This is a genomic window from Streptomyces violaceusniger Tu 4113, from assembly GCF_000147815.2.
Lineage (GTDB): Bacteria > Actinomycetota > Actinomycetes > Streptomycetales > Streptomycetaceae > Streptomyces > Streptomyces violaceusniger_A.
In genome coordinates this window covers 8580192-8596250 of record NC_015957.1, presented here as the reverse complement: position 1 = coordinate 8596250, position 16059 = coordinate 8580192, and the positions used below count along the sequence as shown (strand labels likewise).

Annotated in this window: 12 protein-coding genes and 1 pseudogene; 5 read left to right on the top strand and 8 right to left on the bottom strand. The window is 71.5% G+C overall.

Annotated features, from left to right (window positions below):
- Positions 1-124: 124 nt before the first annotated feature.
- Positions 125-586 carry a MerR family transcriptional regulator gene (locus tag STRVI_RS35285; protein ID WP_014060359.1) on the top strand — a complete coding sequence of 154 codons (462 nt, stop codon included), beginning with the start codon at positions 125-127 and terminating at the stop codon, positions 584-586.
- Positions 583-1626 carry an aldo/keto reductase gene (locus STRVI_RS35280; protein ID WP_014060358.1) on the top strand — a complete coding sequence of 348 codons (1044 nt, stop codon included), beginning with the start codon at positions 583-585 and terminating at the stop codon, positions 1624-1626. Before STRVI_RS35285 ends, STRVI_RS35280 begins: the two co-directional genes overlap by 4 nt.
- A gap of 93 nt (positions 1627-1719) precedes the next feature.
- Here STRVI_RS35280 and STRVI_RS51325 read toward each other — a convergent pair.
- The 7 genes and pseudogenes from STRVI_RS51325 to STRVI_RS35250 all read right to left on the bottom strand — a co-directional run.
- Positions 1720-1899 (bottom strand): annotated as a pseudogene (locus STRVI_RS51325) (bifunctional uroporphyrinogen-III C-methyltransferase/uroporphyrinogen-III synthase); the annotation flags it as partial.
- Between the two features lie 161 nt (positions 1900-2060).
- On the bottom strand, positions 2061-3272 hold the full coding sequence (locus STRVI_RS35275) for an alpha/beta hydrolase (RefSeq protein WP_014060357.1): 1212 nt from the start codon (positions 3270-3272) through the stop codon (positions 2061-2063).
- A gap of 125 nt (positions 3273-3397) precedes the next feature.
- On the bottom strand, positions 3398-4075 hold the full coding sequence (locus STRVI_RS35270; RefSeq protein ID WP_014060356.1) for a response regulator: 678 nt from the start codon (positions 4073-4075) through the stop codon (positions 3398-3400).
- Positions 4072-5445: a sensor histidine kinase gene (locus tag STRVI_RS35265; RefSeq protein ID WP_014060355.1), complete on the bottom strand. Its 1374-nt coding sequence runs from the start codon at positions 5443-5445 to the stop codon at positions 4072-4074. Before STRVI_RS35265 ends, STRVI_RS35270 begins: the two co-directional genes overlap by 4 nt.
- Positions 5446-6459, bottom strand: coding sequence for a DUF4429 domain-containing protein (locus tag STRVI_RS35260; protein WP_043237027.1), 1014 nt, complete (start codon positions 6457-6459; stop codon positions 5446-5448).
- 86 nt (positions 6460-6545) lie between these two features.
- Entirely contained in the window at positions 6546-7751 is a 1206-nt protein-coding gene (locus STRVI_RS35255) for an alpha/beta hydrolase (RefSeq protein ID WP_014060353.1), read from the bottom strand.
- 100 nt (positions 7752-7851) lie between these two features.
- Positions 7852-8517: a TetR family transcriptional regulator gene (locus STRVI_RS35250; protein ID WP_014060352.1), complete on the bottom strand. Its 666-nt coding sequence runs from the start codon at positions 8515-8517 to the stop codon at positions 7852-7854.
- 127 nt (positions 8518-8644) lie between these two features.
- On the opposite strand from STRVI_RS35250, the gene STRVI_RS35245 reads away from it, so the two are divergent.
- Both STRVI_RS35245 and STRVI_RS35240 read left to right on the top strand, forming a co-directional pair.
- Positions 8645-10246 (top strand): MFS transporter, encoded by a 1602-nt coding sequence (locus STRVI_RS35245; RefSeq protein WP_014060351.1) that lies wholly within the window; start codon positions 8645-8647, stop codon positions 10244-10246.
- Positions 10247-10375: 129 nt separating this feature from the next.
- Entirely contained in the window at positions 10376-10810 is a 435-nt protein-coding gene (locus STRVI_RS35240) for a peptidase inhibitor family I36 protein (RefSeq protein WP_014060350.1), read from the top strand.
- 1517 nt (positions 10811-12327) lie between these two features.
- Here STRVI_RS35240 and aceE read toward each other — a convergent pair.
- A complete protein-coding gene (gene aceE / locus STRVI_RS35235; RefSeq protein ID WP_014060348.1) occupies positions 12328-15057 on the bottom strand; it encodes a pyruvate dehydrogenase (acetyl-transferring), homodimeric type in 2730 nt (909 codons plus the stop codon).
- Between the two features lie 472 nt (positions 15058-15529).
- Here aceE and STRVI_RS35230 point away from each other — a divergent pair, with 472 nt between their 5' ends.
- Positions 15530-15970, top strand: coding sequence for a DUF3052 domain-containing protein (locus STRVI_RS35230; RefSeq protein ID WP_014060347.1), 441 nt, complete (start codon positions 15530-15532; stop codon positions 15968-15970).
- Positions 15971-16059: the final 89 nt, after the last annotated feature.

The following is a 16059-nucleotide window of genomic DNA, read 5'->3' as shown; positions in this document are numbered from 1 at the left end:
CCGCGCGGACTCACGGCACCCAAGGTTCCGCCAATCTTCCCTTGCTTGGAGTGCACTCCAAGTCAATAGCGTTGAAGACGTCGATGAGCGTTGCGGATCGGCGACCTGCGAGAGGTGAATGGGCATGACCCTGATGGAGAGCGCCCCGGTGAAGGTCCGCGCCTGCGCGGGGAGGGGCGGGCGCCCCCGGCCCAGCGGGCGGGACGGCTACACGATCAGTGAGGTGGTCGCCCATACCGGGCTGACGGCGCACACTCTGCGCTGGTACGAGCGGATCGGGCTGATGCCGCATGTGGACCGTACGCACACCGGCCAGCGTCGCTTCACCAACCGCGACCTGGACTGGCTCGACCTCGTCGGCAAGCTGCGGCTGACCGGGATGCCGGTCGCGGACATGGTCCGCTACGCCGAGCTGGTGCGCGAGGGCGAGCACACCTTCGCCGAGCGCGAGGAGCTGCTGACCACCCACCGCGCGAATGTGCGGGAGCGGATCGCCGAGCTCCAGAGCACGCTCGAAGTCCTCGACTACAAGATCGACGTCTACGCTGACGCCCGACGGGCGTCGGAGAGGTTTGACCCCGTATGAGTAACAGCACCAATGAGACCATCGCGACCGTCGGCCTGGGGGCCGGCGGACCGGAGGTCGGCGTCCAGGGCCTGGGCTGCATGGGCATGAGCTGGGGCTACGGACCGACCCATGACGAGGCGGAGGCGCGGGCCACGCTGGAGCGGGCCCTGGAGCTGGGCGTCACGCTTTTCGACACCGCCGATGTCTACGGCTTCGGGCGGAACGAGGAGTTCATCTCCCCCTTCGTCCGGGCCCACCGCGACCGGATCACCCTGGCCACCAAGTTCGCCATCGAGCGCGACGAGAGCGATCCGTTCGGCAAGACGCAAATCCACAACGACCGCCCGTACATCCGCCAGGCCATCGAGGGCAGTCTGCGGCGGCTGGCGGTCGACCATGTCGACCTGTACTACATGCACCGGCGCAACCCCGAGGTGCCAATGGAGGAGAGCGTCGGCGCCATGGCCGAGCTGGTGGCCGAGGGGAAGGTCAAGCACCTCGGGCTGAGCGAGGTCACGGCCAAGGAGCTGCGCGCGGCGCACGCGGTGCATCCGATCGCGGCGGTGCAGTCGGAGTGGTCGCTGTTCACCCGCGATGTGGAGGGCGGCGGAGCGAACAGCGTCGCGGCCACCGCCGCCGAGCTGGGCGTCGCCCTCGTCCCGTTCTCGCCGCTCGGCCGCGGCTTCCTCACCGGCTCCTTCGTCCAGGCCGAGCAGGAGCTGAGCGAGGGCGACTCCCGCCGCCTGCAGCCCCGCTTCACCGGCGACAACGCGGCCACCAACGCCGCGCTGCTGGAGCCGATCCGCAAGATCGCCGAGGCGCGCGGGGCCACGCTCGCCCAGATCGCGCTGGCCTGGGTGCAGCAGCAGGCCCAGGTGCACGGGCTCGCCGTGGTGCCGATCCCCGGCACCCGCACCCGCGCCCGGATCGAGCAGAACACCGGCGCGACCCGGATCGAGCTGAGCGCGGACGAGCTGGCCGCGCTGGAGCCGATCGCGGGACAGGTGGCGGGCGCCCGCTACGCCGATATGAGCCTGACGAGCGCGGGCCGCGAATAGCTGCGCTCGGCTCAGCGGCGCGGGTTCGGCGGCAGCGCGTCGCGGGCGTGGTCGTCACACACCGCGTGACGACCACGGCGGCGGGTCGCAGCACGCGGCGGCGGCCACCGTCTCCAGGGTCGCGGAGACCACGGCGGTCGCGTCGGACGAGCCGACCTCGCTTCAGCAGCGCTCATCGGCGGCCAGAGCGTCCACGAAACGCACATCCGCGCTGTGGGCGTCCCGCAGCGGCACCCCCGCGCAGGCGGGCACGCCGCGTAGGCGGGCACCCCCGCGTAGGCGGGCACGCCCACCGTGGCGGCCACACCGGGCCCGGCGGGTCGCGCCCGTCGCCTCGTCCGCGCCTCGTCCGGGCCCTCGTCCGGGCCCTCGTCCGGGCGGTCCGGTGTGCGAAGAAGCACGCGCACAGCGCGGTCCGTGCGCGATGGCCGCGGTCAGATGAGACCTTGGCGGCAGTCCGGCCCCGTGCCCGGACTGCCGCCGTCCTCCTCGGCGCATCGCACATCGTCGAAGTCCCCGAGCGCGATCCGCGAGAAGTTGCGCAGTGAGTCGGTCCCCGGCGCGAAGTAGCCGGTGTGGCCCTGGGCGCTTTCGGAGGAGACCACCCGGGCACCGAAGGACGGATCGGTCGGGTCCTCGCCATGGCCCAGGCCCAGGAAGTCATAGCCGGTGACCCGCCGGATCCAGTCGGTGCGGTCCCGTGCCGCCCAGACCCGGGCCCCGGTGCGCAAGGCCCCGGCGCTGTCCGCGCGCATCCCCGGGCTGCCCAGCACCACCAGGTCGGAGACGCGGGCGCGGTCCATCGCGGAGGCGGCAAGACCGCAGACCACCGAGCCGTAGCTGTGGCAGAAGACGGCGGGCGGGGCGTCGGCGGTGGCCGCGGTGGTCACGGCGAGCCCCGCGAGGAACCGGTCCAGGCGGGGCGCGCCCGCCTTGGCCAGTCGGCTGGTGGCGGCGTCCGGGCCCAGCCCGACCGGGGTCGTGTAGCCGACCCAGGCGATGACGGCGGTCGGGGTGGCGGGCGCGTCCTTCGCCATCTGCGCCCGCAGCGACCGCGCCATCCCGGCCGGGGCGCCGTACGGGTCGCCCGTGCGGTCGAAGGCGTCCAGGTCGATGTCCGAGCCCGGCACGATCACGGCCGTGCGCCGGGCCGTCGCCAAGTCCCCGTACACCTCCGCCACTTGGCCGCGTCCGCGTGGATCGAAGGCGAGGACCCGGCGGCCGGGTGCGAGCAGCGCCGCGTACCGCTCGGCGAGCGGGCTCGCGGGGTCGGCCTTCCGTTCCTTGTGCCAGGCGGCCCGGATCGCCCGGGAGTTGGCCTCGTAGCGCAGGCTCAGCGGTGCGCCGTCCAGATTGCCCACCACCTCGGGATGCCGGATGACCAGCGCCTTTCGTTGGACGTCGGTGAGCCGGTCGAAGAACCGGGCGATCTCGGCGGGCGAGGTGGTGGCCGGATCGGGCAGTTCGCGCCCGGCCCCGCCCAGCGAATGGTCCGACAGCCATGCGGCGGTGCCGGGCGGCGGGCCGGTGATGGCCTGCTCCTCGTGGGCCACGGTCCAGCCGGCCGTCCCCGCCATGACGGTGATGGTGAGCGCCGCGGTGATCAGGCGTCGCGCGTAGTGCCCGGTGCGTAGCGTCTGGGACATGGCCGGGGCTTCCCTCTTCCGTCGGTGACGGGGGAGAAGCTAGAGAGCCGTCGGGTGGCGGTACGTCACCCCCCGGTGCCAAGTGGGATGTCATACCCCAGTAGGGGGTCGCGGCCCGGCCCGGGTCACTGACCCGGCGTCACCAGGCCCGACTCGTAGGCGAAGATCACCGCCTGGGCGCGGTCGCGGAGCCCCAGCTTGGCCAGCACCCGGCCGATATGCGTCTTCACCGTCTGCTCCGCGAGCACCAGCGACTCGGCGATCTCCTGGTTGGACAGGCCCCGCGCGATCAGCTCCAGCACCTCGGTCTCACGCGGCGTCAGCCCGCTGCGCCGCGCGGACGGGCCGTCGCGGCGCGGGGCGGGGCGCTGGCGGGCGAAGTCGGCGATCAGCCGGCGGGTGACGGACGGGGCGAGCAGCGCCTCGCCCGCCGCCACCACCCGGACCGCGGAGATCAGATCGGCCGGTGGGGCGTCCTTGAGCAGAAAGCCGCTGGCCCCGGCGCGCAGCGCCTCGTAGACGTAGTCGTCCACATCGAAGGTGGTGAGCATCAGGACCTTGGGCCGGTGGATGACCCCGCGCGGCGGGTCCAGGAGCTGCCGGGCAGCTTCGAGCCCGTCCATCTCGGGCATCCGGACGTCCATCAGCACCACATCGGGGTGGGCGCGACGGCTGACCTCCACGCCCTGACGCCCGTCGGGCGCCTCGCCGACGACGTCGATATCGCTCTGCGCGGCGAGCAGGGCGGCGAACCCGGCCCGCACCATCGCCTGGTCGTCGACGATGATCACCTTGATGGTCATGACGGGTCCGTCTCTTCGAGGTCTACCAGGGGGAGCCGGGCCGCGACGCGGAAGCCGCCGTCGGGGAGCGGGCCGGTGTCGAGCATGCCGCCGACGAGCCGTACGCGCTCGACCATACCGACGAGGCCATGGCCGGTGCCGCTGGTCTCCAGGGGCTTGGTGGGCGCGCTGACCGGCGGGCCGTTGACCACCAGCAGGGTCAGCGCCGAGCGGTCGTCGGCCGCCGAGATGGCCACCCGGGTGGCGGCGCCCGGCGCGTGCCGCACCACATTGGCCAGCGCCTCCTGCACGATGCGGTACGCCGACAGCCCCACGGCCTGCGGCAGCGGTTCGAGCTCGGCCACCTCGTCAGCGATGGTCAGCGTGGTCGGTATGCCGGCCCGTACCGTCGCCTCGACCAACTGCGGCACCTGCCGCAGCCCCGGCTGCGGCGCCCGCTCACCGCGGGTCTCCTCGCTGCGCAACACGCCCAGCAGCCGCCGCATTTCGGCGAGGGACTCCCGGGCGGTGGCGGCGATGGTGGAGAACTCCCGCTCCGCCTCGGCCGGCAGCCCGCCGATCCGGTACGGGGCGCTGTCGGCCTGCACGGTGATCACGGACATGTGGTGGGCGACCACATCGTGCAGCTCGCGGGCGATCCGGGTGCGCTCCTCCAGCAGGGTGCGATGGGCCCGTTCGGCCTCGCTGATCGTCTCCTGCTCGGCCAGCCGTCGCTGGGCGTCGCCGCGCTCCCGCAGCGCCCCGGCGACCAGCAGCACCACTCCGCCGAGCACGAACAGCACCACATTGCTGCCGTTGCTCTTGTCCGGGAAGGCCATGCCGAGCGACAGTCCGGCGGTGCCGGTGACCAGCCACACCGCCACCAGGGTGCGGCGCGGTTCGCGCAGCGCGAGGGCGAGCAGCAGGAAGAGGTAGCCGATGATGGGGCCCGGCAGCCAGGGCCACACCCGGTTCTCCAGGTGCTCGGCGGTGCCGAGCACCACCAGGGCGCAGACGATGTCGGAGAGGAAGACGATCCACCACGCCTGCAGGGGACGGGTGACGGACAGCAGCAGCGGGGTGGTCTGGACGATGGCGATCAGCGTGGCCACGCCGCCGCCCACCCCGTAGTCGTGGGAGAGGACCTGGGCGGAGGTGGGGACCAGGATCGTGGTGAGGATCATCGCCACGCCGTACGGCACCCGGCGCAGCCAGCGCCGGGGCGACCGGGCGAACAGCGGTGTCGCCGGATAGCTGGGGGTGATCAGGGCCCGGGCGAGGGCGCCCGCCTGCCGCCGGGCGGCCTTGGGCAGGCTCTCATGCGCGGTGGAGGAGGCGGTGGACGCCGGGCCGGAGGAGGGGCCGGCCGATGCGGAGGAGGGACCGGACACTTACAGCTCCGCCAGCAGCTCGGCCTTCTTCGCGCTGAACTCGTCGTCGGTCAGCAGCCCGGCCGTGTGCAGCTCGCCCAGATGACGGATGCGCTCGGCGATGTCGGCGGGGTCGCGGCGTGAGGCCCCGGCCCGGTTCGAGGACGGGGCGCCCTCGGTGCACGGCACCGGGGAGGAGGCCCGTATCGCCTCCAGGACGGCCGCGGCGAACGGCAGCGACTGGTGGACGAGGCCGTAGCCCATCCCGAACACGACGGCCGCCGGGTCCTGGTCGGGGCGGCCGAGGGGCTCGTCCTCGGCGGAGCGCCGCAACAGCCGCAGATAGCCGTGGCCACCGCCCTTGGGGGCGGCTTTGCCGGTGCCGTTCCTGGCCGTGCCGTCCTTGGCGGAACCGCCTTTGGCCGAAGTGCCCTTGGCGGAAGCGCCTTTGGCGGAGCCCTCCTTGGGGGCGGTGCCCGCCGAGCCCCGGCTCTCCGGGGACCGCCACTCCACCCCGGTCAGCTCGTCGATCCGGAACCGCTGGTCCCCGACCTTCCACTTCTCCGAGGAGGCGCCGGTCCAGAACCAGCGGAAGGAGATCGCCTTGCCGTCGAAGGACGCCTTGCCGTCGTACGCCTTGAAGGACAGCGGCGCCGGGGGCACGGTCACCAGATGCGCCTCGGCGGGGACGTCCGCGTCGGGGCAGAGGGACTCGCGTATCCGCTCGGCGTAGTAGTCCGCGAGCGTCTCCCGCTCGGCGGGCAGCACCAGGCGGTATGGGTCGTACGCCTCCTTGAGCTGGCCGTCCGCGGCGTCCATCAGGGGGTCGGCGCCTGGTCTGGGCACGGCGCGCAGCACCACCGTTCCTCGTTTGCCGACAGCGAGCTCCACTCCGGACAGCGCCTCGAAGGGGATGCGGCGTTCGCCGAGCGCCTGAAGCAGCTTCGGCGTGCGGATCCCCCGTTCGAAGCGGATGAGCATGGAGTCGGTGTCGAACTCCCAGACGGTCTGAAAACCGGCCAGCACATCACCCATGCGGCTCATCGTATGCGGCGGTGGCCCGCCCGTCCCCCCTCTGAGGCTACGCGCGTCACTAGAGTTTCCGGTGTTTGCGCCGGCCGTCAGCGTAGCCCCGCGGTGCAGTCGTCGCCGTTGCCGCAGCTCACGGACTGGACAGCACCGATTCCCACCCGGGCGAAGTTGTCCAGGCTGGTCGTGCCCGGTTCGAAGTATCCGGCGTGTCCATCCGCCCCGTCCGCGGACAGCAGCCGGGCGCCGAAGCCCGAGGAGACCGGGTCCGCGCCATGGCCGAGCCCGCCGACCTCCAGATGCGGAATGTCCCCGATCCAGTCGCCGGAGTCCCGCATCGCCCACACCCGGGCGCTGGTGCCCAGGTCGGAGACGTGGTCGGCGCGCATCCCGGGGCTGCCGGCCACCGCGATATCGGTAACCTTGGGCGGCAGATCGCGGGCCGCGACCCCGCACACCACCGAGCCGTAGCTGTGGCACATCAGGGAGACCCGGGAGAGCGCGGGCAGCGCGTCGACCAGCGCGCGCAGCCGCACCGCGCCCTGGGCGGCCAGCTTGCCGGTGGCCGCGTCCATGCCGATCCCGGCGGGGGAGGTGTAGTCGGCCCAGGCGATGACGGCGGTCTTGGTGTCCGGGGCGTCGGCCCGCTCGTTCTCGTAGAGCGCGTGGGCCATCCCGACCGTGGCGGTGTACGGGCGCCCGGACTTCTGGAACGTCAGGATGTCGGTGTCCACACCCGGCACCACGATCGAGACCCGGTTGGCGTGGGCGAGGTCGCCGAAGACCTCGGCGGCCCGTCCGGCGCCCGACGGATCGAAGGAGAGGATCTGCCGCCCCCGGCCCAGCAGGTCCTGGTAGCGGTTCATCCGGCGGGTCGCGTCCGAGTGGCCCATCGGGGTGAGCCGGGCGTCGTGCATCCGCTTGCGCTCGTCGCTGCGCGCCTGGGTCAGGGCGACGCGGTTGGCCCGGAATCGCAGGTCCACCGGCGCGCCGTTGAGATTGCCCACGGCCAGCGGATAGCGCCGCACCAGGCGGTCGGTCTGGGCCTTGGTGAGCGAGTCGAACCAGCGGCCGAGGGCGCGCGGCGAGCCGTACGGATCGGGCAGCGCGCGGCCGCCGAGCGATCCGTGGCGCCAGGCGCTGATCGACGCGGAGAGCGCGTCCGGGGCTCCTCTGTGGCTCCGTACGGCCGTCCACCCGGTGGTGGCGAGGAGAACGAACACCACCGCCAGCGCGAGCAGGGCGCGCCAAGCGGTGGAACCGGGGGAGGGGGAGCCGAGCTCCGAGAAGGAAGTCACCGCGGCACACCCTAGGAGAAGCGTGGTGCCAGGTGCCAAATGCCGTGATTCATCTCACGTTTGACAGCGGGAATCCTTGGGAGCTATGTCGGAATTGATGCTATTTATCCCATTGTCCGGCGAGGGTGGGGCCCACGTAATCAAGATGGAACGCGGTGAGGTCTCGCAAAGTGACCATGCTGTCCTCCTCGCCCTCGCCCCACAGCTTCCCCGACACCCGGATCACTCCACTGAACATCGCGACCACCAGCCGCGGCCGCGGGTCGGCGTCGATGTCCAGCCCCTCGCGGCGCGCGATCTCGCTCGCCAGCCGCTCCTCCATCTCGGCGGTGCGGCGCAGATGCACGGCGAGCAGGCTCGGCGTCGACTCGATCACCCGGTACATCCGCATATGGAGCTCGGGCGGCACCATCTGCTCGATCGCGTCCCCGATGCTGCCCCAGGCGTCGAGCACCGCGCCGCGCAGCGCCGCCAACGGCGCCTCGTCCGCGGGGCGCCCGCACAGGGCGGCGAAGAAGTGGCACTCGGCCGACTCCTGGCTGGCGAAGGCGACCTCCTCCTTGTTGGCGAAGTACCGGAAGAAGGTGCGCTGGGAGACCTCGACCGCCTCGGCGATCTCGTCGACCGTCGTGTGCTCGTATCCCTGACGGGTGAACAACTCCAGCGCGGAGCGCACCAGGGCGTTCCGCGTCCGCTGCTTCTTGCGCTCGCGCAGCCCGGGCGGTGGTGGCGTCTTCGAGTCCGCCACTGCCTCGTCCGTTGTCACCTATCGGCTCGCTTCCTGTCGGCTCGGGGCCGCGTTGCGGCTGCTCAGGATACCTGTGACAGAAACGTCAGTTACCGGCGGATGAATCGGTTTGTCAATTGTCAGACGCTGACATTAGCCTCCGGTCATGACCTCTTCGACCACCGTCGCCGATTCGGCGCCGGAACCTCCCATAACCGAGGCCCCGAAGGGGCTTCGCGGTCATCCATGGCTGACGCTCCTCACCGTCGCCCTCGGCGTGACGATGGTCGCCCTCGACGGCACGATCGTCGCCATCGCCAACCCGGCCATCCAGAAGGACCTCGGCGCCTCGCTCGCCGATGTTCAGTGGATCACCAACGGCTATCTGCTGGCCCTCGCCGTCGCGCTGATCACGGCGGGCAAGCTGGGTGACCGCTTCGGCCACCGCCAGACCTTCCTGATCGGCGTCATCGGCTTCGCCATCTCCTCGGCCGCCATCGGCTTCTCCGGCGAGGTGTCGCTCGTCGTGGTGTTCCGGGTGCTGCAGGGCCTGTGCGGCGCGCTGCTGATGCCCGCGGCGCTCGGACTGCTGCGCGCCACCTTCCCCGCCGAGAAGCTCAACATGGCGATCGGCATCTGGGGCGCGGTGATCGGCGCCTCCACCGCCGCCGGCCCCATCGTCGGCGGACTGCTCGTCGAGCACGTCAACTGGCAGTCGGTCTTCTTCATCAACGCCCCCGTCGGCGTGCTGGCGCTGGTCCTCGGCCTGCTGCTGCTGGTCGACCACCGAGCCGAGAAGGCCCCGCGCTCCTTCGACCTCCCCGGCATCGTGCTGCTCTCCGGTGCGATGTTCTGCCTCATCTGGGCGCTGATCAACGCCGCCGACTGGCACTGGACCGACCAGCGCACGCTGCTCTTCCTGGGCCTGTCGGTGGTCTGCTTCGTCGCCTTCGTCTTCTGGGAGAGCCGGACGCGGGAGCCGCTGCTGCCGCTCAGCATGTTCCGTTCGGTGGCGCTGAGCGCGGGCACCGTGCTGATGGTGCTGATGGCCTTCGGCTTCATGGGCGGGCTGTTCTTCGTCACCTTCTATCTGCAGAACGTGCACGGGCTGAGCCCCGTCGACAGCGGGCTGCGGCTGCTGCCGCTCACCGCGATGATGATCGTCGCCTCGCCGCTGGCCGGTGCGCTGATCACCAAGTTCGGGCCGCGGATGCCGCTGGTGACCTCCATGGTGATCACCGCCGTCTCGATGTTCGGCCTCTCCCGGCTGGACGTGAACAGCGGCGCCCTCGAGATGTCCATCTGGTTCGCCCTGCTGGGCCTCGGCCTCGGCCCGGTGATGGTCGGCGCCACCGAGGTCATCGTCGGCAACGCCCCGATCCAGCACGCCGGTGTCGCCGGCGGCCTCCAGCAGGCCGCGATGCAGGTCGGCGGCAGCCTCGGTACGGCCGTCCTGGGCGCGATCATGGCGGGCAGGGTGGACAACACGCTGCCGCAGAAGTGGGCCGACGCCGGGCTGCCGCCGATGCCCGAGGGCGCGGAGTCCAAGGCGTCGGACGCCGTCGAGGTCGGCATCGCCCCCATCACCAAGAGCACTCCGCCGGAAATCGCGGGGAAGATCACGGCCGTCGCGCATGACACTTTCGTGTCAGGGATGGGCCTCGCCTTCACCGTGGCCGCTGTCGTCTCGGTGGTCGCGGCGCTGGTCGCGAGCTTCACCAAGCGCGGCGAGAACGCGGACGCGGCCGGTGGGAGCGTCCACATCTGACCCCTCGGGGTCAACCCCCTATCAGGGTGGACCTTGATCGACCCCATGGTGGCGAACGGGAGCCGGCGGACACGCTGGCTCCCGTTCTGTTCTTTCCACCTGTTCTTTCCACACGGGGAGCGAAGCGCTATGCGCAAGATCATTAAGGCCGCGGTCTCGGCTGTGGCCCTCACTGCCACTCTCGCCGCCACCCTCGCCCCGGCGGCGACGGCGACGGCGGCGACGGCGACGGCGACGGCGACGGGGACGTCGGCGACGGGCCGGGCCGCCGCCGCGCCACCGCGTCTGGGGAACTGCGCCGCCGGTCAGTTGTGCCTGTGGCGGAGCGGCGGCTTCACGGGGGCGCGCCAGACCCATGAACTGGCCGGTGTCGACATCGAAAGCTGTGTCCCCCTGCCGTCCGGCACGACCGCGGCCTCGCTGGCGAACCGGACGGGCCGTCCGGTGACGGCGTATCAGAGCGGCGAGTGCGCGGAGACGGCCGAGTTCCGCACCTACCCCACGGGCTCCTGGGCCCCCGAAACCCCGTACCAGGTACGGGCCTTCAAAATCTGGGAACGCTGAGCGGGCAGGGGCCCGCACCGGGCCCCGGGCCCGAGTCCTGAATGTTCCCCTACCCGCCCCTTCCCGAACCGGGGGCTTCGCCCCTGGACCCCCGGTGTCCTGCGGGTGTGTGCCACATGCGTTGCGGACGGCGGTGGGTGGTCCGGCCGCCGTGCGTGGGGCGGCCACCCCCGCCTGGCACTGGTCGGGTGGGGCGGCTCAGCGCGCCCGCCGGGCGTCGGTCCGGGCCTGGGTGTTTCCCCTACCCGCCCCTTCCCGAACCAGGGGCTTCGCCCCTGGACCCCGGGGGCCCTGCGGGTGTGTGTTCATGTGCGTTGCGGACGGCGGTGGGTGGTCCGGCCGCCGTGCGTGGGGCGGCCACGATCGGGGGCGGCTCCGCTGCCCCCTGACACTGGTCGGGCGCGTTGGCTCAGCGCGCCCGCCGGGCGTCGGTCGGGGGCCGTGGCCGGTCCGGGGCCAGGGTTGTTTCCCCTACCCGTCCCTTCCCGAACCGGGGCTTCGGCACGTGCCGTGCGGACGGCGGTGGGTGGTCCGGCCGCCGTGCGTGGGGCGGCCACCCCCGCCTGGCACTGGTCGGGTGGGGCGGCTCAGCGCGCCCGCCGGGCGTCGGTCCGGGCCTGGGTGTTTCCCCTACCCGCCCCTTCCCGAACCAGGGGCTTCGCCCCTGGACCCCGGGGGCCCTGCGGGTGTGTGTTCATGTGCGTTGCGGACGGCGGTGGGTGGTCCGGCCGCCGTGCGTGGGGCGGCCACGATCGGGGGCGGCTCCGCTGCCCCCTGACACTGGTCGGGCGCGTTGGCTCAGCGCGCCCGCCGGGCGTCGGTCGGGGGCCGTGGCCGGTCCGGGGCCAGGGTTGTTTCCCCTACCCGTCCCTTCCCGAACCGGGGCTTCGGCACGTGCCGTGCGGACGGCGGTGGGTGGTCCGGCCGCCGTGCGTGGGGCGGTCACCCCCGCCTGGCACTGGTCGGGTGGGGCGGCTCAGCGCGTCCGCTGGGCGTCGGTCCGGGCCTGGGTGTTTCCCCTACCCGCCCCTTCCCGAACCGGGGGCTTCGCCCTTGGACCCCGGGGGCCCTGCGGGCGTGTGCCACATGCGTTGCGAACGGCGGCGGGTGGTCCCACCGCCGTCCGTGGGGCGGCCGCTCCGGTGCGGCTCCGCCGCCTCCGGGGTCGGGCCGGAGTGCCCAGGCCCAGGCCCGGCGCCGGGGCCGAGGTCTGGGGCGGAGCGTCTGGGGCCGGGGGTGCGGGGCGGAGCCCCTGACCCGTGTGGGGTGCGGGGGCGCTGCCCTTGCGCTCAACCGCCCGCACCGCCCGGGGCGCCGGGCGGTGCGGGGGCGCCGCGCTCAACCGCCCCGTCCGCCCAACGCGGACAGAGGCGCCGGGGCACACGAAAACGCGGGGGCGGGCTGGGAAACCAGCCCGCCCCCGCGTCGGGGTCGCTGCCGTCGTGGACGGCTTGCGCGTCGGGGTCGCTGCCGTCGTGGACGGCTACCGCGTCACGGCTCCCCGCCGTCGCAGACGGCTACGCGTCGCCGCCCGCCGGGCCAGGGTCGGCCGCGGCTACGTCCAGGAGCTGGTAGCGGTCGATCGCCTGCTTCAGGGCCGAGCGGTCGATCTTGCCGTCACGGGCCAGCTCCGTCAGCACACCGAGCACGATCGACTCGGCGTCGATGTGGAAGAAGCGCCGGGCCGCGCCGCGCGTGTCGGCGAAGCCGAAGCCGTCCGCGCCCAGGGACTGGTACGTGCCGGGCACCCAGCGCGCGATCTGGTCGGGAACCGCACGCATCCAGTCGGAGACGGCCACCTTCGGGCCCTCCGCGTCCGCCAGCTTCCGGGTGACGTATGGAACGCGCTGCTCCTCCTCCGGGTGGAGCAGGTTGTGCTCCTCCGCCTCGACGGCGTCGCGGCGCAGCTCGTTCCAGGACGTGGCCGACCAGACGTCCGCCTTGACGTTCCAGTCCTCGGCCAGGATGCGCTGGGCCTCGATGGCCCACGGCACCGCGACACCGGAGGCGAGGATCTGCGCCGGGATGGCGCCCTCCTCGCTCTGCCGGTAGCGGTAGAGGCCCTTGAGGATGCCCTCGCGGTCCACGTTCTCGGGCTCGGCCGGGTGCTGGATCGGCTCGTTGTAGACGGTGAGGTAGTAGAAGACGTCCTCACTGTTCTCGCCGTACATCCGGCGCAGACCGTCCTGGACGATATGGGCGATCTCGAAGCCGTACGCCGGGTCGTACGCGACGACCGCCGGGTTGGTCGAGGCCAGGAGCTGGGAGTGGCCGTCCGCGTGCTGCAGACCCTCACCGGTCAGGGTCGTACGACCGGCGGTCGCGCCCAGGACGAACCCGCGCGCGAGCTGGTCGGCCATCTGCCAGAACTGGTCGCCGGTGCGCTGGAAACCGAACATCGAGTAGAAGACGTAGACCGGGATCAGCGGCTCGCCATGCGTGGCGTACGCGGAGCCCGCCGCGATCAGCGAGGCCGTACAGCCCGCCTCGGAGATGCCGTCGTGCAGCATCTGCCCGGTCGGCGACTCCTTGTAGGCCAGCAGCAGCTCACGGTCGACCGACTCGTAGGTCTGGCCCAGCGGGGAGTAGATCTTCGCCGAGGGGAAGAGCGAGTCCATGCCGAAGGTGCGGTACTCGTCGGGCGCGATCGGCACGAACCGCTTGCCGATCTCCTTGTCCCGCATCAGGTCCTTCAGCAGCCGCACGAACGCCATGGTGGTGGCGATCGACTGCTGGCCGGTGCCCTTCTTGAGCGTGGCGTAGGTCTTGTCGCCCGGAAGCTGCAGCGGCTTGGCGCGCACGACACGGGTCGGCGCGTAGCCGCCCAGCGCCTTGCGGCGGTCGTGCATGTACTGGATCTCCTCCGAGTCCCGGCCCGGGTGGTAGTACGGCGGCAGGCCGGACTCCAGCTCCTGGTCCGGGATCGGCAGGTGCAGCCGGTCGCGGAAGCGCTTGAGGTCGTCGACCGTCAGCTTCTTCATCTGGTGGGTCGCGTTGCGGCCCTCGAAGTTCGGGCCGAGCGTCCAGCCCTTGACGGTCTGCGCGAGGATCACGGTCGGCTGGCCCTTGTGGGCCTTGGCCGCCGCGTACGCCGCGTAGATCTTCTTGTGGTCGTGACCGCCGCGGCCCAGGTGCAGGATCTGGTCGTCGGTCATGCCCTCGACCATCTTGCGCAGCCGCTGGTCCTCGCCGAAGAAGTGGTCGCGGATGTAGCCACCGGTCTCGGTCGCGTACGTCTGGAACTGACCGTCCGGCGTGGTGTTCAGCTTGTTGACCAGGATCCCGTCCCGGTCCTGCGCCAGCAGCGGGTCCCAGGTGCGGTCCCACACCAGCTTGATCACATTCCAGCCGGCGCCGCGGAACTGCGACTCCAGCTCCTGGATGATCTTGCCGTTGCCGCGCACCGGGCCGTCGAGCCGCTGCAGGTTGCAGTTGACCACGAAGGTCAGGTTGTCCAGGCCCTCACGCGCGGCCAGGGAGAGCTGGCCGAGCGACTCCGGCTCGTCCATCTCGCCGTCGCCCAGGAACGCCCAGACGTGGGAGTTGGAGGTGTCGGCGACGCCGCGCGCCTCCATATAGCGGTTCATCCGCGCCTGGAAGATCGCGCCGAGCGGGCCCAGGCCCATGGAGACCGTGGGGAACTCCCAGAAGTCCGGCATCGACCGCGGGTGCGGATAGCTGGACAGCGCGTGACCGAGCTTGGACTTCTCCTGACGGAACCCGTCCAGATGGTCCTCGCTCAGGCGGTCCAGCAGGAAGGCCCGGGCGTAGATGCCGGGGGAGGCATGGCCCTGGAAGAAGATCTGGTCGCCACTGTCGTGGTCCTTGCCGCGGAAGAAGTGGTTGAAGCCCACGTCGTACAGCGAGGCGGAGGAGGCGAAGGTGGCGATGTGGCCACCGACCCCGATCCCCGGACGCTGCGCCCGGGAGACCATCACCGCCGCGTTCCAGCGGGTCGCGTTGAGGACCTTGCGCTCGATCTCCTCGTTGCCGGGGAAGAACGGCTCGCTCTTGGTGGCGATGGTGTTGACGTAGTCCGTGCTGCGCATCTCGGGCACGGCGACACGCTTCTCGCGGGCGCGCTCGATCAGGCGAAGCATCAGGTAGCGGGCACGTTCCCGGCCTCGCTCATCGACGGCTGCGTCGAGCGAGTCGAGCCATTCCTGGGTCTCTTCGGGATCGAAGTCCGGGACCTGGCTGGGAAGGCCGCCAATGATGATCGGGTTGCGATCGGATCCGGAAGCCACGCTATTCCTTCGCTTTTCGGTCGTGCTGTGCACGCACATGGATTCGTGCTCTGCTGCTGTAGCGCCGTTGTCCATCGTGTACCTCGGGTACGGGATACGTCACCTCTACCGAGTGGTAACCATCACCAGGTGAGACGGGCGCTCCGGCGGCCGTTCGGCGTGCGACGGCCGAATCGCAACCTTACGCCCACGACCGGGGTCGTCTGCGTACGGCCGTTCGGCGCCGGGGCGGCGTAAGGTGGCTAGACACACACGTAAGCCGGACATCCTCGGGCAATCCGGTCGACCGCGCGCCGTTGCGTGTCGTTCCTCCATGATGGGAGTTGCGGCGACACGTCAACGTTTGGGCGGGATCGCTGGCCGGGTACTTGCGCGATCCGCCCGGCCCGTGTGGACTACGCCCAAGCCCTCGCGTACGCGCGCGGGGCCCCACAGACTCGAAGAGTGAATGCAAGATGACAGGAGGCAATCCGTGAGCGCGACCGCGGACCACGCGGAGGAGCGGACCAACCCTGCCGCGAGGCTGGGTTTTCAGCCCGAACAGGTGGTCCAGGAGATCGGCTACGACGACGATGTCGACCAGGAGCTCCGCGAGTCCATCGAGGAGATCACCGGCCAGGAGCTCGTCGACGAGGAGTACGACGATGTGGCCGATGCCGTTGTGCTGTGGTTCCGAGAGGACGACGGCGATCTGACGGACGCGCTGGTGGACGCCATCCAGATGATCGACGACGGCGCACCGGTCTGGCTGCTGACGCCAAAGACCGGCCGTGACGGCTATGTCGAGCCGAGCGACATCAATGAGGCCGCGACCACCGCAGGCCTGTCCCAGACCAAGAGCTTCAACGCGGGCAAGGACTGGACGGGCAGCCGGCTGGTCACGCCGAAGGCCGCTCGCAGCGGCAAGCGCTGAGGCCCTGCGGATCCACACCTCAGAGCCCCCCTCCGTGCCCTTTCGGAGGGGGGCTCTGCACATAGGGTGGACGCGCACCACATGATCAT